At 61.0% G+C, this 19,625-nt stretch carries 15 protein-coding genes; 13 read left to right on the forward strand and 2 right to left on the reverse strand.

The genetic code is table 11. The annotated features are described in order from the left end of the window. Window positions 1-124: 124 nt before the first annotated feature. From CCR95_RS14525 to CCR95_RS14580, 12 genes are all read left to right on the forward strand, one after another. Window positions 125-919, forward strand: a complete 795-nt coding sequence (locus CCR95_RS14525; RefSeq protein ID WP_201095673.1) for a DUF4007 family protein — start codon at window positions 125-127, stop codon at window positions 917-919. A 14-nt stretch (window positions 920-933) separates the two neighbouring features. After that, window positions 934-1,419: a hypothetical protein gene (locus tag CCR95_RS14530; RefSeq protein ID WP_201095675.1), complete on the forward strand. Its 486-nt coding sequence runs from the start codon at window positions 934-936 to the stop codon at window positions 1,417-1,419. Continuing rightward, on the forward strand, window positions 1,416-5,186 hold the full coding sequence (locus CCR95_RS14535) for a hypothetical protein (RefSeq protein ID WP_201095682.1): 3,771 nt from the start codon (window positions 1,416-1,418) through the stop codon (window positions 5,184-5,186). The genes CCR95_RS14530 and CCR95_RS14535 overlap by 4 nt, the downstream gene beginning before the upstream one ends. A gap of 55 nt (window positions 5,187-5,241) precedes the next feature. Then, complete coding sequence (locus tag CCR95_RS14540) at window positions 5,242-5,496, forward strand: hypothetical protein (RefSeq protein WP_201095684.1); 255 nt, start codon at window positions 5,242-5,244, stop codon at window positions 5,494-5,496. Then, on the forward strand, window positions 5,493-5,879 hold the full coding sequence (locus CCR95_RS14545; protein ID WP_201095690.1) for a PIN domain-containing protein: 387 nt from the start codon (window positions 5,493-5,495) through the stop codon (window positions 5,877-5,879). The genes CCR95_RS14540 and CCR95_RS14545 overlap by 4 nt, the downstream gene beginning before the upstream one ends. A gap of 78 nt (window positions 5,880-5,957) precedes the next feature. Continuing rightward, window positions 5,958-8,270: an alkaline phosphatase gene (locus CCR95_RS14550; protein ID WP_242523259.1), complete on the forward strand. Its 2,313-nt coding sequence runs from the start codon at window positions 5,958-5,960 to the stop codon at window positions 8,268-8,270. An 18-nt stretch (window positions 8,271-8,288) separates the two neighbouring features. Beyond that, window positions 8,289-9,692, forward strand: coding sequence for a BREX system Lon protease-like protein BrxL (brxL, locus tag CCR95_RS14555; protein WP_201095692.1), 1,404 nt, complete (start codon window positions 8,289-8,291; stop codon window positions 9,690-9,692). A 49-nt stretch (window positions 9,693-9,741) separates the two neighbouring features. Further along, the gene (locus CCR95_RS14560; RefSeq protein WP_201095693.1) at window positions 9,742-10,764 is read left to right on the forward strand and encodes a DUF4351 domain-containing protein; all 1,023 of its coding nucleotides are present in this window, start codon (window positions 9,742-9,744) and stop codon (window positions 10,762-10,764) included. A gap of 4 nt (window positions 10,765-10,768) precedes the next feature. Continuing rightward, window positions 10,769-11,755, forward strand: coding sequence for a DUF4351 domain-containing protein (locus CCR95_RS14565; RefSeq protein ID WP_201095695.1), 987 nt, complete (start codon window positions 10,769-10,771; stop codon window positions 11,753-11,755). Between the two features lie 4 nt (window positions 11,756-11,759). Next, a complete protein-coding gene (locus CCR95_RS14570; RefSeq protein WP_242523260.1) occupies window positions 11,760-12,755 on the forward strand; it encodes a DUF4351 domain-containing protein in 996 nt (331 codons plus the stop codon). 71 nt (window positions 12,756-12,826) lie between these two features. Further along, window positions 12,827-13,714, forward strand: a complete 888-nt coding sequence (locus CCR95_RS14575; RefSeq protein WP_338115405.1) for a hypothetical protein — start codon at window positions 12,827-12,829, stop codon at window positions 13,712-13,714. Then, the gene (locus CCR95_RS14580; RefSeq protein WP_242523261.1) at window positions 13,689-13,955 is read left to right on the forward strand and encodes an AbrB/MazE/SpoVT family DNA-binding domain-containing protein; all 267 of its coding nucleotides are present in this window, start codon (window positions 13,689-13,691) and stop codon (window positions 13,953-13,955) included. The genes CCR95_RS14575 and CCR95_RS14580 overlap by 26 nt, the downstream gene beginning before the upstream one ends. A gap of 69 nt (window positions 13,956-14,024) precedes the next feature. Here the strand turns inward: CCR95_RS14580 and CCR95_RS14585 are convergent, their stop codons facing one another. Together CCR95_RS14585 and CCR95_RS14590 are read right to left on the reverse strand one after the other, a co-directional pair. Then, complete coding sequence (locus CCR95_RS14585) at window positions 14,025-14,363, reverse strand: type II toxin-antitoxin system PemK/MazF family toxin (protein ID WP_201095703.1); 339 nt, start codon at window positions 14,361-14,363, stop codon at window positions 14,025-14,027. Then, window positions 14,360-14,575, reverse strand: a complete 216-nt coding sequence (locus CCR95_RS14590; RefSeq protein WP_201095705.1) for a hypothetical protein — start codon at window positions 14,573-14,575, stop codon at window positions 14,360-14,362. Before CCR95_RS14590 ends, CCR95_RS14585 begins: the two co-directional genes overlap by 4 nt. 195 nt (window positions 14,576-14,770) lie before the next feature. Here CCR95_RS14590 and CCR95_RS14595 point away from each other — a divergent pair, with 195 nt between their 5' ends. Then, window positions 14,771-19,279 carry a coiled-coil domain-containing protein gene (locus CCR95_RS14595; protein WP_201095707.1) on the forward strand — a complete coding sequence of 1,503 codons (4,509 nt, stop codon included), beginning with the start codon at window positions 14,771-14,773 and terminating at the stop codon, window positions 19,277-19,279. The last annotated feature ends 346 nt before the right edge of the window (window positions 19,280-19,625 follow it).

The following is a 19,625-nucleotide window of genomic DNA, read 5'->3' on the forward strand; positions in this document are numbered from 1 at the left end:
CCCGGCTTGAAGACGATCTGGCTGGGCATGCAGCGCATCATGGATTTCGCGGCTGGAATCAAATATGCCAAATATGCCAAATATGCCAGGGAGATGCCGGACACGTAAAGTTGTGTGTAATGGGATGGGATTAACGCTGATCCAAAAAGAAGCCGGTGTTTTTAATAACATGCGAGAGGCTAGAGTTAAATTTATAGCCGGCTCAAACAGAATCAAAAGCACAATCAAAAATTGGTTGTTAGCTGCCGACCTGATAAACAAAAAAGGTCGTCTTTTTGAAATTAACAACAACGGAAAAAAGATTATTGATAACGATCCTCACCTAAGAAAATCATCTACTTGGATTGCGATACATTTAGGAATATGCTTTTCTGTTCGCGGAGAGCCGTATATCAGTCTTTTTCACCAGCTCGACTCTTCTTTGATGGATTGGATTGAATGGAAGAATTTGTGTGACACAATTTATAAATACAAGTTTCACGAAAAATATGAGTCATCTACAATAAAGTACGATTTGGAAGGCGTTCGTGGGATGTTTGAAACAGGAGGCCCGTTATTTGATCTCGGAATTCTTGAAATAAGAAAAAACGGTGATGGAATATGGTTGCGAATAGGGACGCCTAAAATACCAGATCAGGCAATTGTTCATGCCTTGGCACTTGCCCGTCATCGTTATTTCCCATCCAGGATGACAATCCATTTTTCAGAACTTGATGAGATCGGTTTCAATAATTTTTTATGCATGTCGATTAACGACCTGCGAAATCGCCTCCGCGAACTCAGCCGATCGACAGCCTGGCAGCAGCATTTTTCCTTCATTGAAGGAAAGGATCTGGATTCGATCCAGTTCGGGGATCGTTTGAATCCAAATCAGACGCTGCTCCAGTTATTACAGGAATCCGAGGATACCTGGCTCTGAGCGAGGATGGATCGATGGACCGCAAACAATTGAATTTGAAGCTCCAGGCGCTGCTGTCCGCGCAGCGTCTGGTGCGCTATCAGGGCATCGTCGTCACGGTCGGGTCGGAAGGCGATTTTGAACAGGTGTGTACTCAGATCGAGGCGATTTGTCTGGATCATGATCTCTGGCGTCAGCCCGGCGCCGAAGGCGCTCCCGAGATTCCCTGTTCGCGCCGTGCGTTCATGGACAGCGTCTTTCAACCCCGACCGCGTGCCCTGGCGATTCTGAAGCCAACCGAGTGGATGCTCGACTGGTCCGATCCAGAACAGGCGACCTTCTGGAATGCGGTTGCCGATGCCTATGGCCGTCATGAAATCCTGATTCCGATCGTGGCGACGCCACCCATCCGGGCGCAACTGCGGATCAGTTTTGTCGAATATTCACTTTCCGGTTTACCGGTTTCAGTCTGGCTCTCGCGTCATCAGCCAGTCGATCATCTCAAGGAGGTGCTGGCATGACCAAGCTGTCCGATCTGGTTGTTGTGGATCATTCCCGCCGGGATGCCGCGATCCGTCTGGATGACGGTCTGCTGATCAAGAGCGAGGCGTTGGTCGATGCGTTCACGCCGACGCATTCCTCGGTGGCGGTGCTATTGAATACGCAGAAAGCGGTGCTGGCGAACGCCTCGCAACAGAGCCGCGCCATGATCTGGCATGGCGTCTATGGCTCGGGCAAGAGTCATCTGGGCGTGCTGATCGGCGAATTGCTGCGCCGGGGGACGACAACTGGGGCGATGCGCGGGTTTCTGGACCGGCTGCGCAATCTAGGTCAAGCCAAGCTGGCAGATGCGATCAAGACCACATTTCATCCGAACGATGACCCGGATGCGCGACCCTATCTTATCGTGACGCTCTATGGTTCGCCCGCGCCGACGCTACAGAATGCGCTCCTTGAGGGCCTGTATCTGACGCTGAGAAGGACGCCGGGGCTCGACCCGGAGCGCATCATTCCAAAAACGGAATTCGCCGCGGCCCGCGAGCGGCTGGCCGTCATTCTGGAGCTGCATCCCGCGTATCGGCAGGAACCGCTGTCGAACTGGCAGATTCAGAGTTCGGCGTTCAATCTGGAAGAACTGGAAAATCAACTGATCGGATTCGATCCGGACGCCTTGGAGGCGTTTCGGTCGTGGCATCCGAAGGTCTCGGCGGGCGCGGCGTTCGATCCGCAGACGCTCGGCGGCAAGAGCGTGACGGATGCCTTTGCGGAAGCAGCGGCGGCGCTGACACGAGATCACGGCTACAACGGAATCGCCGTCATCTGGGATGAATTCGGCTACGCGCTCGAAAATTTGATCAGCGAACCGCAACGCAATCCGGTCGAGGAGATTTTCAATCTCCAGAAATTTGTCGAAACCGTCTGTACGCCGTCACCCTCTACGCAGCCGTCACTCGGTACGCCGCCGTCACGCGGACATACGCTGCTGATCGCCTTGACGCATCGCTCTCTGCGCGAATATGGCGCCAGTACGCAAGCTGATCTGGCGGTCAAAAATCGCTTGGAAACCATCGAGGGGCGTTTTACCAACTTTCCGGTGGCGCTCAAGAATTCCGAAGCCGAGGGCTATCACTTATTGAGCGCATTGGTTGCGCCGACCCCGCAAGGTCAGACTTTGCTGGATCGGGCATCGCCGCGCGCCGAGACGCTGGCGCGCATCTGCGCCCGGATGCCGTTGTTTGCAAATCTGGCGCCGGATCTCAAGCAGATCGTGACCGGCTGTTATCCGCTGCATCCGCTGACCGCCGCCGGTCTTTTTGCCATTGCGGCGCACGGCGTTTATTCGCAGGCGAGTCGTACCGTCTTTACGTTTTATCAGAATCTGGAGCAGGCGACGGCGGGCGCGGCGCTGGCGCGCGAGGTCGATCCCGACGCGCTTTATGGCGCTGAACTGATTCGACTGCCAGAGTTGCTGACGGTCTATCGGGACGATGTCTTCAAGGAATATCCCGGTCTCGCGGATGCCTATCGGCATGCGATTGCGACCGTGACTCAGGGCTTTCCCGAGTCGTTTGCGATCAAGTGCGATATCGTCTCGATTCTGCTGCTGGCGCGGGTGCTCGGGGATCAGTTCCAGCCCACGGACGCCCTGCTGTCCGCCGCGCTCTATGACACCGAGACCGACAGCGTGGCGCTGAAGCAGGAATTAGAGATCCTGCAACGCGCCGGCCTGATCTGGCGCCGCGAAACGGAGGTTCCGGTGTGGGAGCTGGAATCCGACAGCGGCACCCAGATCGAGCCGCTGATCGAGCAGGAATTGAAGCAACTGCGCTCCAAATCGCTCGCGGCCTATTTTCAGGATCACGAGGATCTGCGCCAGGATTTGTTTCCGCAGTGCGGCTGTCACGATTTCGATCCCTCCGAGGCCGGGATCGTGCGCTCGTTCGAGGTGCGGATCGTCGATGAGCTGGCAGGCAATCCGGCGGCGGTCTCGCAAGATCCGCGTCTGTCGGCGCTGGTGCTGTTGCTGGCGGTCCAGGATGCCCGACAGGTCGAGTCGGCAATCAATGTCTGCGCCACCCTGCCGGTGCCCGGAACGCTGACCTATGTCTGGATTCCGAAACGCGGTCTAGCGGAACTGGTGGAGCCGATCCGGCGCTATCTGGTGCTCTCGGGGTTGCTGAAACAGCAGGCGGCGGGGGAAGGCGTGGTGCGTCGGCTGCGCAACGAACTGGATAAAACGCGCCGTGAGTTGCGGAAGGAAATCCGCGAACGCCTGGGCCGGGTCGCGCTGGAACGCGACGAGGTGGCGATCCGGCGGATCGGCGACCCGGATGAGCAGATCAAGGCGACGAGCTGGCATGGGTTTACGGATGAGTTGGAAACGCGGGTGCAGGCGCTGTATCCGAAAGAGATTCAGGTTCGGGCGATGAACGCGAACCGGCTCTATAACGCCGGCGACCGCAAGATCAGCCGGATCGAGAACCTGCTGGCGAATCTGCTGCATTTCGACGATCTGCCGCCGATGTCGCGCAACGATCTGCTGGGCGAGAACAGCGAAAGCAGCGAGCTGTCCGCGCTGATCGATGGCACCTTGGGCGTGTATACGAATGGACTCCTGCATGAGCGTCACGATGGCTGGCATCTGAAATCGCCGGACGAGGCGGAGGGCGCGGTTGGCGAGTTGTTGCGGCTGATCCGCGACCAGATTCTCGACAAGCGTCGCAAGCTCTGCGAGTTCTCGGAGTTGCGGGCCATGCTGATGGCGCCGCCGTTCGGGTTGCCGACATCGGTCATCCCGATTTTCACGGCGGTGGCGATTCGTCAGGCGGTCAGCCGTTTGAAGTGGGCCAATCGGACCGAGCCGTTCGAGTCGTCGCTGTGGGATGCCAGTTGCCTCGGGACTGATTTAAAGTTGCGCTTCGACAACTTCAAGCCGAAACAGCTTCAGGTGCTCGACGCGCTTCGGCGGGCAATGCGTCTGCCGCTGTCTGACACGACGGATGCCGAGGATCAGGCGCGCGAAACCCTCTCGAAACTACGGTCCTATTACAAGGAACTACCCGACGCCGTGCGCCATTCGTCGAAGCTGTCGCTCGACACGCGCAAGCTCTTCGAGACGCTCAAGCGGCCAGGGCTGGATGCGCAGGACGTGGCGGATGCGCTGCTGGAGACGGTGCATGGCGCGGCGGATATCGATCAGATGGTTGCAATTTTGCAAGGCATCTTCGATGCAGTGGCGATGATTCGGGATGAGCGTCTGGCGGTGATGCGCCAGGTGATTGCTAAGTTTTTCACGACGCCGGAGCGGCGATGCCTGATCATTGATAACCTCTCGAAGCGCGGCCAAGCCGGGCTTGCCGCGGCGCTGGAGCGAATCGAGCAGGATGAGGCGGCGGCACTGTCGGAAGTGTCTCAACTCATCGTCGGCAAGCCGTTGGATCAGTGCAGCGATATTGAGATTGGACGGTTGAGCGGGGATCTGGAGCGGCTGTTTGAGCAGGCGCTGGAACCGGAGCCGGTGATTCCCGAACCGGTACAACCGCCGAATCCGACGCCAGCGCCGCGGGTTGAGGTGCCGTCGGTCGAGCCTACCCCAAGGCCGATCCCGAATCCGGCGCCCACGGGGATTGGCGATTTACCTCTGGACGATTATTTCCAACACAACCTATCCGTGCTCGTTGACCGTTATCGCGAAAGTCTGGACACGTATCGGATGATCGCCATCCTGCTGGGTCAGATCACGCAACTGCGCCAGTCCGGGGCGGTGGAGATGACGGAAAATCTTTGAAGATCGGATTAGCAACCATCTCATCCAATGGCTCACGCGACACGAGAACTCCGCTATGCCTATCGGCTTCGCTCAGGACAAACTGCAAGATCGACTCATCGATGAAATCAAACAGATCCCCAACGATAAATTGGCGGAAGTGTATGACCTCTTGCATTACTTCCGCCTCGGCCTGGTGCATGGACAACAGCCTCAAGAGCCGCCAAGTCAGCGTCCGATTGGTTTGGCCAAGGGGATGTTCGAGGTGCCCGCGAGCTTTTTTGAGCCGCTGCCGGATGATTTGCTGGATGCGTTTGAAGGTAAGCCGTGAACATCCTGCTGGATACCTGCGCTTTTCTCTGGCTGGCAGGCGATACCCCGGAGTTGAGTAAAACCGCCAGGACGCTGTTCCAGGACACGGGCAACAATGTCTATCTCAGCAGCGTTTCCGCGTGGGAAATCATGGTCAAGCACCAACTCGGTAAACTACCTCTGCCAGAATCGGCGGATGTTTTTGTTCAACAGCAATGCCAAGGACATCTCATCGAGACGCTGCCGCTGGAAGCGAAGGCAGTTTTCCATTTAAGCCGTTTGCCAGACCATCACCGCGATCCATTCGACCGGATGTTAATCTGCCAAGCCATTGAGCATGGTTTGACGATTTTGACCGCCGACAAATTGATCATTCAATATCCTGTTAGCACGATTTGGTGACGGCCATTCAATGAACTTTAAGCGGCGCTTTCACGCGCTTTCAGCATTCGCGCAATTAACGAAGCGGCGAAAATGATCATGGATACTGCCGTCCGCATCATCGTCGACGATCTGGGCCTGTCCCGCGTCGCCGACGCTGAAAGCGTCACCAGCCCGGAGGTAAACCTAATCCATGCGTTGCGCGAGCGGATTCGCCAGCGGTTGCGCGTCCCGCTGCCCAAGCCGCTCGTGCTGTGCATGTCGTCAGCCATCTATCAGCGTTTCGCGAATCTGGAGGGTCAGCCGGGACTGACGGTCGAGCGGCTGTCGCCACGGCCGTTTTTGCGCGAGCGTTTGGGGGGGCCGCTGCCGGTCTGGTTGACCGACCCGTTGGCGGTCATGCTCCTTGCAATCGCAGGCGATCATGCGGCGACGGAAGGCGATCCCATCGATCGCATCCTGGCCCTGATCGATCCGGCACTGGCGCAGACACAGGATCTGGCGACCATCCTGGATCGGCTGTCCCGTCAACCGCCAGCATCAAAGACGTTGCTGGCCGTGCCGGAGATCCGGGCGCGTCTGCGGGAACGTCTCGCGGCGGCTGGACTGACGGCGGCCGCCGAGCTGCTGAACCTGTTTTTCGATGCCAACCAAGCGCCGATGGAGTGCTATCACCTCCTGGCCCAGGCGCAACTGCGCGACCGGCTGGAGAGTCTCTGCGTTCGCGACGGGCTCGCGCCCGAAACGGCGTTGCCGCCGCGACGCTGTTCGTCGGAGTTGGCGCGTCAGCTTCCAATCCTGCCCGTGGTGGCGGAACAGGCCGCGCCCTATCCCGCCTATCTGCGCAACCTCTTGATCCTGGCCGAGCGGCGCACCCGTGGCGACGGGCTGCCGGTCGAGCGTCTCGCCGAGTATGTCGCGCAGGATTGGCCGGAGCTGTGCGAGTCGCTGCAAACGCTGTTCGAGCAGAATCCGGCGCTGGCGAGCGAGCCGCTGATTCTGGCGCTGCGGCGGCTGGACAACGATCTGGCGCGGGATCTGGCGGTACGGATGCGCGATGCCCTGGATCATGCGCATTGCGATCCCTTGCCGGCGACGGCGTCGGTCAAGGAGGTGCTGCGCTGGAGCGAGCGGTATTTCGATTACGCGCGGGGCGCCTTCGAGCGTCACGCCGAGCCGGACGAGGCGGTCTGTCGGAGCTTTGCGCGCTGGGTGACAACCGAGCCGCATCGGATCATCCAGTCCGACCACGATTGGCGGACGGTGGCGCGGACGGTGGACGAGTTGTTGGCGGCGGGTCAGGTGGTGATTCTCTGCGTTGTCGATGCGCTGGGCGCGATCCATCTGGATCTGGTGGAACTGGCGCTGCGTCAACGGCTTGCCGATCAGTCCGCGCCGGTCATCAAGCCGCTGTTCGCGCCGCTGCCGACGATCACCGAAGTCGGCAAGATCGGGGTGCTGACGGGCGCGGAACCCGGCACCCAGCCGACGGATTATGACCGGGCTTTGCGGGCGCGGTTTGCCGCGCATCTGGGGCCGGATGGGTTGCAGATCATCAAAAGCTGGAAGGATTTCCGTCAGGCGCTGCAACCGACGACCCGGTTGCTGGTGTGTCTGGATAATCGCGTGGATGACGATCTGCATCAGTGCACCGAATTTCGCCATCATCGCGAGCGGGTGCGGACGGTCGCGGAACAACTGGCCGAGCTGATCGCGGGCTGGCAACTGGACGCCGCCCATCATCAGCGTCAGGCCGCGATCCTGATCACCGCCGATCATGGCGCGACCAAGGTCGCGCGCCGCGCCACGGAACCGCCGGGAACGACGCCGCTGGAACGGCGTCTGTTGCGCGTGGATGCCGCGCCCGATCCGGTGCCGGAGGGGATGACCTTTGTGCCTGCCCATCCGGGCGGTTATCTGATCCCGCATGATCGGGTGGCGTATGGCGCGACCGAGACGCTGCTGCATGGCGGACTCACGCCCGAGGAGGTGCTGATTCCCTTTATTCTGATCACGCGCCAGGATCGGGGCGCGGTAGCGGCTCTGCAACTGACGCCGATCGAGACGCGCGCCCATGCGGCGACCGAGGGCTGGTATGTCCGGCTGTGCCTCGTCAATCGCACCCGCGAGACCTTCGTCAATCTGAAGATCGTGGCGCAGGCGCCATTCAGCGGCGACAGTCCGGTCTTTCCGCGACTCGACCCGCAGGACCGGATTGAGGAGGTGATTCTCAATCTTCGGGCGAGCATCGAACAACAGGGACCGACACAGGTGTCTTTCGAGCTACGTTATCAGGAGGACGCGGCGGCGAGCTATCAGCGTCGGCTGTTCCAGTTCGATCTGGATCTGGCGGGGCATCTGCTGGAACGCACCGAAGCCGCCGAGCAGTTCGACAATTTTTTCGATTTGTAGCGAGACCAGCGAGCAAGCATGGCCATCAACACCCAACTGGACCGGCGGATCGTCGAAGTGCTTGGCGATCTGACCATCGACAAGGAACGGGTGCGCAATCTGCGTATTCGCGACGCGCGGACGGTGACGACCTTCGTCGAGGAATGGCTGGTCTCGCGCTATCAGCGACCGGATAAAACGGACGAGGCGGTCTATCAGGACATCACGGCGTTCATGAGTCAGCATTTGCCGACGAAAAACGAAAAGGAGATCATCAAGAACCGAATCATTAATGGCGAATCGATCGTACTGCTCGATATTTTTAATGTGCGAGTTGATATCTCCAAGGGTAAACGTTTCGTCACGATTCCCTGTCTCGATGAAAACCGGGCGGAAACCAGCAACGTTCTGCTCGATGAACATCCAGGCTTGCTCAGTGGCGGTCAGTGGGGGGCGGGGCGCCTTCAACTGCGCCAGGACGGCAAGGATCGCAATGTGATCGAGTTGATCGAATTTCGTCCCATGCAATCCGGTCAAGTGCGGTTGCAAGCGATTGTCGATGCGCGCGCGGCCTTCACCACCGAGGAATGGCTGGCGGTGTTGATTCGGACGATGGGCTATGAGCCTGATGCCTACAGCGCGTCGGAGCGCCGGCAGATGCTGTTGAGATTGCTGCCATTGGTGCAGAAAAATCTCAACATGATCGAACTGGCGCCCAAGGGAACGGGGAAATCCTTTGTGTTCTCGAATCTGAGCCGGCATGTCTGGCTGAATAGCGGCGGGGCGCTGACCCGCGCGCAGTTGTTCAAGAACATGAGCACCAAGGAAGAGGGGCTAATGGCGCGTTTCGATCTGCTGGTGCTCGACGAGGGTCAATCCATCGAATTCAAAGGCGCGGACGATATTCATGCGAAATTCAAGGATTATCTGGAGTCCGGTCAATACTCGGTTGGTCATGACAAGACCACCAGCGAATGCGGCCTGATGATCTTGGCGAATATCGATCTGGATTATCGCGGTCTGCCAACGCGACCTGATTACATTCGGCAATTACCAGAGATGTTTCATGACGATGCCTTGCTCGACCGCTTCCACGGAATTGTTGCAGGCTGGGAGATCCCGCGCATCCAGACCGCGCATTTTGCCCAGGGTCCGGGCATCAAGGCCGATGTGTTCGGCGAGTATGCGCATCAGATCAGAACTGCCAGCCATGCACTCTTTCCGTATGGGGAGGCGCCATCGCTCAAGGGCGATACGCGGGATGTTAAGGCAGTCGAGCGACTGGCGCGGGCGCTGTCGCGTCTCTACATGCTGAATCCCGAGCATCCCGAGTATGACGAATACGTGCTGCAACCCGCTATTGCGCTGCGCGAACGTGTTCGGACGCAGCTCGCGGCGTTGAATCCGAGCGAGTTTTCGCCGGAGATCCGGATTGATCGATGAGCCTGCAAGCGGGTTCTTAAAGGGATCCGTAGATCCATGCGAGCAATTGATGACCGACAACGCACACAGCGACGACACCACAACCCCGGTCGATGACTATGACAGCCCCTGGAAAGCGGCGGTCACGCACGCCTTTCCCGAGTTCCTGGCGTTCTACTTTCCGCGCGCCGCCGCCGCGATCGACTGGGCGCGGGGCTATGACTTTCTCGACCAGGAACTCGCGCAGGTGGTGCGCGACGGCGAATTGGGCCGGCGCCTGCTCGACCGGCTGGTGCGGGTACAAACCCGCGACGGTGACGAGCAATGGGTCTACGTCCACATCGAGATTCAGGGCCAGCGGGATCCCGACTTTGCCGAGCGGCTGTTTGTCTACAATTATCGTCTGTACGACCGTTATCGCCGGCCCGTCGCCACGCTGGCGCTGCTGGCCGACGCCAACCCCGGCTGGAAGCCGCGCGGTTTCCGCTACCGGCGTTTCGGCTGTCATGTCGCCATCCGTTTTCCGGTGGTCAAGCTGCTGGACTACCGCGCGCGTCTCGACGACCTGTTGACCGAGGCGAATCCCTTCGCCCTCGTCACCGCCGCGCACCTGCTGACCCAGCAAACGCGCGGGAACGCACCGGACCGCTACGCCGCCAAATGGCGTCTGGCCCGCCTGCTCTATGAGCGCGACTGGGACCGGCAACGCATCATCGACCTGTTCAGCGTCATCGACTGGATGATGGCGCTGCCCGACGAGTTACAACGTAACTTGTGGAACGAACTCGAACAGTTGGAGAGGATAAAACGCATGCCTTACATCACTTCGGTGGAACGTTTTGGGATTGAAAAGGGGATTGCACAGGGAATCCAAATTGGCGAACAGCGCGGCGTCCAGATAGGCGAACAGCGCGGCGAGCAGCGCGGCGAACAGCGCGGCGCGGCAAATTTGTTACTCCGGTTGATTGAACGCCGTTTCGGACCGCCCGACGAGGCGACGCGCGAGCGCATCCGCGCGAGCGATCCCGATACCCTGCTCAATTGGTCCGAGCGCATTCTGGATGCCAAAACCCTCGACGAGGTGCTGCATTGAGACGATGAGCGACGACACGTCACGCGACGACACTGCTACGCCAATCGACGACTACGACAGCCCCTGGAAAGCGGCGGTCACGCACGCCTTCCCCGAGTTCCTGGCGTTCTATTTTCCGCGCGCCGCCACCGCGATCGACTGGGCGCGGGGCTATGACTTTCTCGACCAGGAACTCGCGCAGGTGGTGCGCGACGGCGAACTGGGCCGGCGTCTGCTCGACCGGCTGGTGCGGGTGCAAACCCGCGACGGCGACGAGCAATGGGTCTACGTCCATATCGAGATTCAGGGCCAACGGGATCCCGACTTTGCCGAGCGGCTGTTTGTCTACAATTATCGTCTCTACGACCGCTATCGCCGGCCCGTGGCCACGTTGGCGCTGCTGGCCGATGCCAGCCCCGGCTGGAAGCCGCGCGGTTTCCGCTACCGGCGCTTCGGCTGTCATGTCGCCATCCGGTTTCCGGTCGCCAAGCTGCTGGACTACCGCACGCGTCTCGACGACCTGTTGACCGAGGCCAATCCCTTCGCCCTGGTCACCGCCGCACACCTGCTGACTCAGCAAACGCGCGGCAATGCGCCCGGCCGCTACGCCGCCAAATGGCGTCTGGCCCGGCTGCTCTATGAGCGCGACTGGGACCGGCAACGCATCATCGACCTGTTCAGCGTGATCGATTGGATGATGGCGCTGCCCGACGAGTTGCAACGCACGTTGTGGAACGAACTTGAGGAACTGGAGAGGACAAAACGCATGCCTTACATCACTTCAGTCGAACGCTTCGGGATCGAGAAGGGGATCCAAATTGGTGAACAGCGTGGCGAACAGCGCGGCGAACAGCGCGGCGCGGCAAATTTGTTGCTCCGGTTGATCGAACGCCGTTTCGGACCGCCCGACGAGGCGACGCGCGAGCGCATCCGCGCGAGCGATCCCGACACCCTGCTCAATTGGTCCGAGCGTATTCTGGATGCCAAGACCCTCGACGAGGTGCTGCATTGAGACGATGTGCGAAGACACTGCCACGCCAATCGACGACTACGACAGCCCCTGGAAAGCGGCGGTCACGCACGCCTTCCCCGAGTTCCTGGCGTTCTATTTTCCGCGCGCCGCCACCGCGATCGACTGGGCGCGGGGCTATGATTTTCTCGATCAGGAACTCGCGCAGGTGGTGCGCGACGGCGAACTGGGCCGGCGTCTGCTCGACCGGCTGGTGCGGGTGCGAACCCGCGACGGCGACGAGCAATGGGTCTACGTCCACATCGAGATTCAGGGCCAACGGGATCCCGACTTTGCCGAGCGGCTGTTTGTCTACAATTATCGTCTCTACGACCGCTATCGTCGGCCCGTGGCCACGCTGGCGCTGCTGGCCGACGCCAGCCCCGGCTGGAAGCCGCGCGGTTTCCGCTACCGGCGCTTCGGCTGTCATGTCGCCATCCGTTTTCCGGTGGCCAAGCTGATGGACTATCGCGCGCGTCTCGACGACCTGTTGACCGAGGCCAATCCCTTCGCCCTCGTCACCGCCGCGCACCTGTTGACCCAGCAGACGCGCGGGAACGCACCGGACCGCTACGCCGCCAAATGGCGTCTGGCCCGGCTGCTCTATGAGCGCGACTGGGACCGGCAACGCATCATCGACCTGTTCAGCGTGATCGATTGGATGATGGCGCTGCCCGACGAGTTGCAACGCACGTTGTGGAACGAACTCGAACAGTTGGAGAGGATAAAACGCATGCCCTACATCACTTCAGTCGAACGCTTCGGGATTGAAAAGGGGATCGCACAGGGAATCCAAATTGGCGAACAGCGCGGCGTCCAGATAGGCGAAGAGCGCGGCGAACAGCGCGGCGCGGCGAATCTCTTGCTGCGGCAGATCGAACGCCGTTTCGGACCGCCCGACGAGGCGACGCGCGAGCGTATCCGCGCGAGCGATCCCGACACTCTGCTCAATTGGTCCGATCGCATTCTGGATGCCAAGACCCTCGACGAGGTGCTGCATTGAGACGCCAGCCAGCGGCGCCCCCAGGTTCGTCCCCCGACGCTCGGGCCGGGGACAGCCGGCGGTGCCCTGACGTGTCCAGCGCCAGCGGACTCGACGGCGATCCGCTGCCGTTGAATTTCCCGCAAACCTTTCTCCCTGACCGGCGCTTGCTGGGGCGGTTGATGGCCTTCGCGGCCGCCGATGGGCGCGGCGATAAGGAGGCGATCGGTGCCGCGACCGGCATTCCGACCGGCAAGAGCACGGGCAAGGTCGAGCCGATGATCCGCTATGCCCAGGGCATGGGGCTGATCCAGGCCGCGAAAACCGATGGGGTCTGGCGCTTGAATCCGACCCTGTTGGGGCAGGTGGTGCGGCGGGAGGATCCCTTTCTCAGCGAGCCGGTGAGTCTCTGGATGCTGCATCTGCTGCTGTCGCGACGGTGCGGCCGCACGCTGCCGGCGGTGGGCGTGGCCGATGCATGGTTCGCGCTCTTTGCCGAGGGTCGGTTTCGGCTCGGGCAACGCTTCACCTACTCGGAGTATCTCGATTTCCTCATCGCCCGGCATGGCGAGAAGGGCTATCTCAAGCCGCTGTCGACGCTGGCGCCCCGGATGTATCTGGAAGACAGCAGCTTCGCGGCGATCGGCGCGCTCACGCTGGAGGGGACTGCGTCGGAACCTCTGTTGGCGCGCGCGACGGCTCCGGTCGAGACGGGCTTTTTCCCGGCCTATGCCGCCTGTCTTTTTCTCGTGTGGGATGAGCAATTTGGCGGCGACCGGCAATTGATTTTCCAGGAATTCGCGCGGGAAACCCGTTTGCTCGCCGTGCTGGGCTGGGGCGATGCTCAGGCGATGCGCTGGCTGGAGTGGATGGTCGACCGGGGGCTGGTGCAGATCGATCGCTATACGGGTGATCCGGTGCTTCTGCGTTTGAAGGAGACGGGAGAGGTGGTGAATGCGCTTTATCGCGAATTGGTTTGATGCAGATTTTGTACGAGGAGACGACATGCTTACCAGCAAACTCACCGATCAGGCACAGACGACAATTCCTCAGCCCGTGCGGGCCGCGCTTCACTTGGCTGAAGGCGACGAAATCGCCTACGTCATTGAGGGTGACAGGGTCGTGTTGACCAAAGCGAGCGTGGAGACACGCGATGATCCGTTCGCGACCTTCGGCGAATGGGATAGCGAAGCGGATCAACGCGCTTATGCCAATCTTTAGCCCCTGGGACATCGTCAAGGTTTGAATGGAGCCGTGGACATTCGGCTCCATGCGGTTAGGCTTCGGCCATCAGTCGGGCGTTAGGTAGCGACTCAGGCGTTGCAGCAAGCGCCGATGCCGCTCTGGGGCCAAGGCACCGATGACGCCGAGGAATTGGCGCTGCGGGAGGACAGCGAGGAATCCCAAGCGAATCAGCGAGGGCGCTTTTAGTCCGCTGCCGGCATAGTCGGGGTGGTTGGTGAGAATCGGGTCATCGAAACCGGCGACTTCCTGATGCAGTTGTGTGCTAATCCCGCACAGGAGCCAGTCGGCAAAGCCCGGCATGCGCCGCAGCGCGACGCAGGGGCGTGGTTTGAGTTGCCCGTCCGCCTGCGGTAGTGGTGTGAGCACGACATCGCCTTCGTTCATGCGCCTTTCAGGTCCGCTGGACCATATTCCGGTTCTTGGTCGCTGTAGGCCATCGCTAAACCGGTACGCGCCAACTCGACCCAGCCGGCGGATGTCTCGTCGATGGGGTCCAAGAGCGTCACCAGCAGTCGGGTATTGGGTGGCAGTGAATAGGGCTCGTCGAGCTGGATAGCGCGACCGTCAAAGTGTGCTTTCAGGCTGATGCTCGGCATGATGATCTCGCTCCAGTCGACGTTGCATGACCCAATCAATTAGACCACAGCACAGAGAATGGTGAACCAGCGGATGGCGAATAAAACCCGACGGAATCGCTCGCCGTCATTCAAGGAAGAAGTCGTGATTTGGAATCTCCGTTTGGCCCTAAAGAACAGGGCCATCATCCACCGATCAGGGATATAGAAAAGAACATGAACATCGGAGAGTTGGTCCAGTTTCATTCCGAGCATTTTTTCGAAGGCGCGGTGCAACTGCGTTGGGTGCGGGAACGCGAGGCGCGGGCCGAGGAGGTCGCGCGGTCATTCGTCTTTCATGGACCACGCTATCACGGCGCGGGCGAGGCGGATCAGGAAGGGGTTGACCGCCACTATCGACTCAAGGATAGCGCGAGCTTTGTCGCCGATCTGCTCGATTCGATCCTGTCCGGTCTGGCTGGCACGGAGCACAACCCCTATCTGCTGGTGGTCGCCGGCTATGGCGCGGGCAAGTCCCATCTCGCGACGACCGGCGCGGTGTTGCTGGGCGCTCCGCAAGGGCCTGTCGCCACGGACATCGTGGCACGGATCGCCCAGGCGGACGCGGCCATCGGGCGGGCGGTGGAGGAGCGGCTCGCGCGGCTTGGCAAGCCGGTGCTGGTGCTCTGTCTCGATGGCATGTCCGGCTTCCATCTGGGCGATGCGCTGAGTCAGGCGGTCTTTGCGCAACTGGAGCGCTATGGCGTGGACGCGGGGGCGATTCGCGCGCTGTCGCCGCGCTTCCAGACCGCCGAGCAGTTCGTGCAGCGCAATTTCGCGTTCCGCGCCGAGACCTTCGCGCGGCATCTGCCAGGGCTGGACGCCGAGACCATCGGCGCGGGTCTGCGCAATCAGGACGAGACGCTGTATAGCGCGGTCGATGCCATCTACACCGACGCGAATGGTTCGCCGATTCCGGTTACCGGGCAGGAGTCGGCGCAGGAACTGATCAATACGCTGTGCGAGGTCTATTGCGGGCCGGACGGGGCCTTTGCGAGCGTCGTCATCCTGTTCGACGAGTTCGGGCGCTATCTGGAATACGCGGCGGACAAGCCGCAACTGGCCGGCGATCTGGCCCTGCAACAGATCTTTCAGGGCGTGCAGGACAACAGCGGCAAGGTTCGCTTCATCGGGTTCATTCAGTACGCGCTGAAAACCTATCTGACTCGCTTCAGTAGCGCGGGTTTGCGCCAGTTGCAGCGTTACATCACCCGGTTTGATACCGCCGAGAAGGCGTATCTCTCGACCAATCTGGAAACGCTCTTCGCGCACCTGATCGGCAAGGACGAGACGCGCCTGGCCGAGGTCTGGAGCCAGTCGCGGGCGGATGGGGCGCAACGCATCACCTGGCAGCGGATGTCGCGCGGCTTGCCGGGATTCGAGCGGTTTCCGGTCTGGAACGAACCGGAGAAGTTCGCCCGCGTCATCGCCCAGGGTTGTTGGCCGCTGCATCCGCTGGCGACCTGGTTTCTGACCCGCCAGAGCGATGTGGTGCAGTCGCGCTCGGCGCTGACGGTCGTCAAGGAGGCCATCGAGCGCATCGGCGCGGAACCGGCGATCTCTGGGGGCGAGCTGCGCCAGGTGAGCGCCGCCGAGCTGTTACTGCGCCATCTGCTGCCTGAGATGCTCGCGGCGGAACGCGGCTCGGGCGCGGCGGTGGCCGAGACGCTCCAGATCCTGCTGGAAAAGTTCCAAAGTCATCTGACCGCCGATCAGCGGTTGGTGCTCGCCGGCGTGGCCATCCTGGAAAAGATGCGCGTCGGCAAACAGACGCAGACGGCGATGGACGATCTGTTGTGCGAGGCAACGGCACTGGATGCCGCCGCCGCGCAAGGCGCCGCGCGCGCCCTGGGCCAGGAGTTGGGCGCAATCGAATGGAATGCCGACCTGGGCCAATACGAGCTGATCGCCGATGCCTCGACGCGCGGGCAGTTTCAGCAATGGCTGCGTCAACGTCAATCCGCGCTGACGTCCGAGGCGGTGCGCGACCTCTTTGTGCGGAATGCGGCCAAGGATGGCGACCTGGTCGACATTCCGACGGATTTCGGTCATCTCCATGATATCGCGACGACCGAATGGTTTTTTGAGGCGCGTTGGGCGTCGGTCCAGACGGTCGAGAATGTCCTCAAGGAGGCGGTTCAGGAGTGGGAGAGGGCGATCCTGCCGAAGGAGGCCAAGGGACGGGTGATCTATCTCTATCTCCAGGCGGATGACGATCTGGCAGCGGTGGACGCGACGATCGAGCGCTGTCTGCGCGAGGAGACCCGGCGCGTCGGTCAGGCGGCCATGCCGGTGTGGGTAATCGGCCTCGCGGACGGCGAGGGCGCGGTCGCCGAACATCTGGGGCGGATCCACATCTTTACCGAACCGCTTGCCGCCGAGGAGCAGGAACGCTTTCGCCGCTTCGTGCCCGAAGAGCGCGAGCGCAGCCGTCTGGCGCTGAAGGAGGCGCTGGCGGGGATGATTCGGGAGCGCCGGTTCTGGATCGCCGGGTGCGAGGTGATCCCGGACGGACGCTTGAAAAACGTCGGAGAGGCGATCTTTGCGCGGGTCTATCCCAAGGTCACGCCCTTTCCCTTCGATGGCTTCGCGACCGCGGCGGGTGGCGGTCCCGCCGACGCGGCGCAAATCACGCGAAGTCTGATCGCGCGTCAGGTCGACGGTCCCTGGGTGCAGGCGCAACCCAAGCGGTTGCAGAATCGGGTGCGGTCGATCCTGGTGGACAGTTGGCGCGTGCTGGCGTCCAGCGGCAAGTTGACCGCGCCGGGGCATCCCGAACTCAAGGCGATGCTGGATTGGCTCCAAACGTGTCACGCCGAGGATCCCAAGCGCACGCTTTTAATCTCGTATCGGGCCTTGATCGCCCCGCCCTATGGGATGAACGCCGCTTCGGCGGGTTTGTTGTTGGGGTTGTTGCTGGACGGTCAGCATCCGCCGCGACGCATCGTGCGGCAGGGCGAGATGGTCGCCGCGTCCGATTGGGTCAACGACGCCTTTTCCGCAAAGCATGGCCGTCATCATCTGGAACAGGGGCTGCTCGAAACAACGACGTTGCGGTTTTTGTCCGAGGATAGCGCGGGCCGTTGGCGCGATCTGCTGGAGCGCTGGGAGGCGGAGCAGAACCACGAACGCAAGGTCGCGCTTGGCAAGGAGGCGGAGAAGATGAATCAGGTCGATCCGCTGCCGGCCGAGTTGGACGGCAATTTTAAATATCTGCGCGACAAGTCCGAGGCGTCGGCACTCAAATTGCGTCAGTTCCGCGCCCAACTCGATGAATGGGAAAACGGCATCGAACGCGCCGAACGACAGAACAATGTTGGCGAACTGTTGCGGTTGTCGACCCTGTTGTTACGACGGCAACAGGAGGTCAGCGATGGGGTCCACTGGTCGCCAACCGCCGTTGATGCCTGCAATGACCTGCTGATCCCGTTGCGGGAAATGGTGTCGCAACAGGTCGCGGGATGGATTCCGCGCCAGAGCTGTCACAACGCCATCGATGTTGGCAGTTTCCGCCATCGGATCGAGAAGGCGATCGGGAGCCTGAAGGATCTGGCTTTTGAGTCGGAGGCGCGGGCGCTGGAACAGCAGTCGCAGCGCGCGATTCTCCAGGTCGAGAAACGTCAGCGTTTCGCCCTGACGCTGGCCGAAAGCGACGATTATCCGCGTCAGCCCGAGCCGTCCGAGTCCACGCCGGTGCGCGATCTCCACGACGATATCGAGAAAGGCGAGCGGCTGATCGAAGGGGTTCAAGCCGCGCAAGGCGTGCTGGAGGATCAGGAGATTCAGGCACGCGTGGACGCGATCAAGCCGCGGCTGCAACAGTTGCGGGCGGCGCTGCAACGCCAGCGCGCGCGGCTTGGCGAACTTTATGATGTCGCGCTGGACTCGGAGGAGGCGCTGAAGGAGTCCTTGCTCAAGGCCAACCGGTTGCGCCACATCTTTCTGGGAACCCCCGACGAGGGCGGGGTGGGCGAGATGGTGGTTCAGTTGGAGCGCGTACTCTCGGATGTCGCCGACTGGGAGTCCGGCGAGGTGGGCGTGGAACGTCTGGAGACCTTGCTGAGACAGCAGTCCGCCCAGCAGTTGGCGGCACTGGAAACCTTTCTGGCCGACAGCGACATCGAGCCGGCCTGGACGATGGCGGCGATCTATCAGGGGCTGGTCGAGTCGCGTCTGTCTGGCGCGCGGCGGCGGTCGGCCGACTGGGTCAGTCTGCATCAAGTCGACGAGAGCCGGTTAGCCGAGTTCGACGCTCATGATTGCGCCCGGACGGAACAGGAGTTGCGCAACGCGCCGGCGTATCTGGCGGAGGAGGATCGCGCCCGGATCGAACGGCTACTGACGGCGCTTGGCGAGCGGCTGGCCGAGCACGCCGAGCAGGAGCGTCGCGCGCGGGTGACGGCCTGGCAGCAGCGATTCCTCTCGCTTGGCCCCGTGGAGCAATTCGACCGGCATGCCACGGACGATCTCTTGAAGGCCCTGCGCGGCCCGCCGGACGCGCTGTCGCCAGCGGAGCAGGCGCTGGTCGAGCCCGTGATTTCGGCGTTGACGGCGCACCTCGACCGGATGAGCATGGATGACATCGTGGCGCGGATCGAGCAGTTGACGCTGGCGCGGCAACGCGAGATTTTTGAGCGGCTGGCGGCGCGGCTTGAGGAGCGTGAGGTGGTCGTCGATACCATTTAACCGAGTGCTTCACTGCTCAAGTTCCGAGACCGGGGCCTCCTCGTTGTCGTTGTCGTTGTCGTTGTCGTGGTCTCGACATGGCAAATAATCGACAACGACAACGACAACGACAACGACAACGATCTGAGACGGTTCTTGGGACTTTCGCACAGTTCCACTAGGGCATGTCGTTAATTCTCGGGGGATGTCGGGGCGAATGAATTCGCCCCTTGGCGCTCGTTAATTCTACTTTGTTACCTTCAAAAAATCTTTAAGTGTTTAAATTTTATGATAATAAACAAAAATACACATAAACAATAGGGTTCTAGTGGCGCGTTGAGCGCCTATAATCACCCATAAACCGCCA

The organism is Thiocystis minor, from assembly GCF_016653465.1.
Classification (GTDB): Bacteria; Pseudomonadota; Gammaproteobacteria; order Chromatiales; family Chromatiaceae; genus Chromatium; species Chromatium minus.

Bases quoted from the DNA above. Each gene is read 5' to 3' on its own strand.
- CCR95_RS14550 (WP_242523259.1), top strand. From the start codon at position 5,958: ATGGATACTGCCGTCCGCATCATCGTCGACGATCTGGGCCTGTCCCGC.
- CCR95_RS14530 (WP_201095675.1), top strand. From the start codon at position 934: ATGGACCGCAAACAATTGAATTTGAAGCTCCAGGCGCTGCTGTCCGCG.
- CCR95_RS14540 (WP_201095684.1), top strand. From the start codon at position 5,242: ATGCCTATCGGCTTCGCTCAGGACAAACTGCAAGATCGACTCATCGAT.
- CCR95_RS14585 (WP_201095703.1), bottom strand. From the start codon at position 14,363: ATGAACGAAGGCGATGTCGTGCTCACACCACTACCGCAGGCGGACGGG.
- CCR95_RS14565 (WP_201095695.1), top strand. From the start codon at position 10,769: ATGAGCGACGACACGTCACGCGACGACACTGCTACGCCAATCGACGAC.
- CCR95_RS14525 (WP_201095673.1), top strand. From the start codon at position 125: ATGGGATTAACGCTGATCCAAAAAGAAGCCGGTGTTTTTAATAACATG.
- CCR95_RS14595 (WP_201095707.1), top strand. From the start codon at position 14,771: ATGAACATCGGAGAGTTGGTCCAGTTTCATTCCGAGCATTTTTTCGAA.
- CCR95_RS14580 (WP_242523261.1), top strand. From the start codon at position 13,689: ATGCGCTTTATCGCGAATTGGTTTGATGCAGATTTTGTACGAGGAGAC.
- CCR95_RS14570 (WP_242523260.1), top strand. From the start codon at position 11,760: ATGTGCGAAGACACTGCCACGCCAATCGACGACTACGACAGCCCCTGG.
- CCR95_RS14535 (WP_201095682.1), top strand. From the start codon at position 1,416: ATGACCAAGCTGTCCGATCTGGTTGTTGTGGATCATTCCCGCCGGGAT.
- CCR95_RS14560 (WP_201095693.1), top strand. From the start codon at position 9,742: ATGACCGACAACGCACACAGCGACGACACCACAACCCCGGTCGATGAC.
- brxL (WP_201095692.1), top strand. From the start codon at position 8,289: ATGGCCATCAACACCCAACTGGACCGGCGGATCGTCGAAGTGCTTGGC.
- CCR95_RS14590 (WP_201095705.1), bottom strand. From the start codon at position 14,575: ATGCCGAGCATCAGCCTGAAAGCACACTTTGACGGTCGCGCTATCCAG.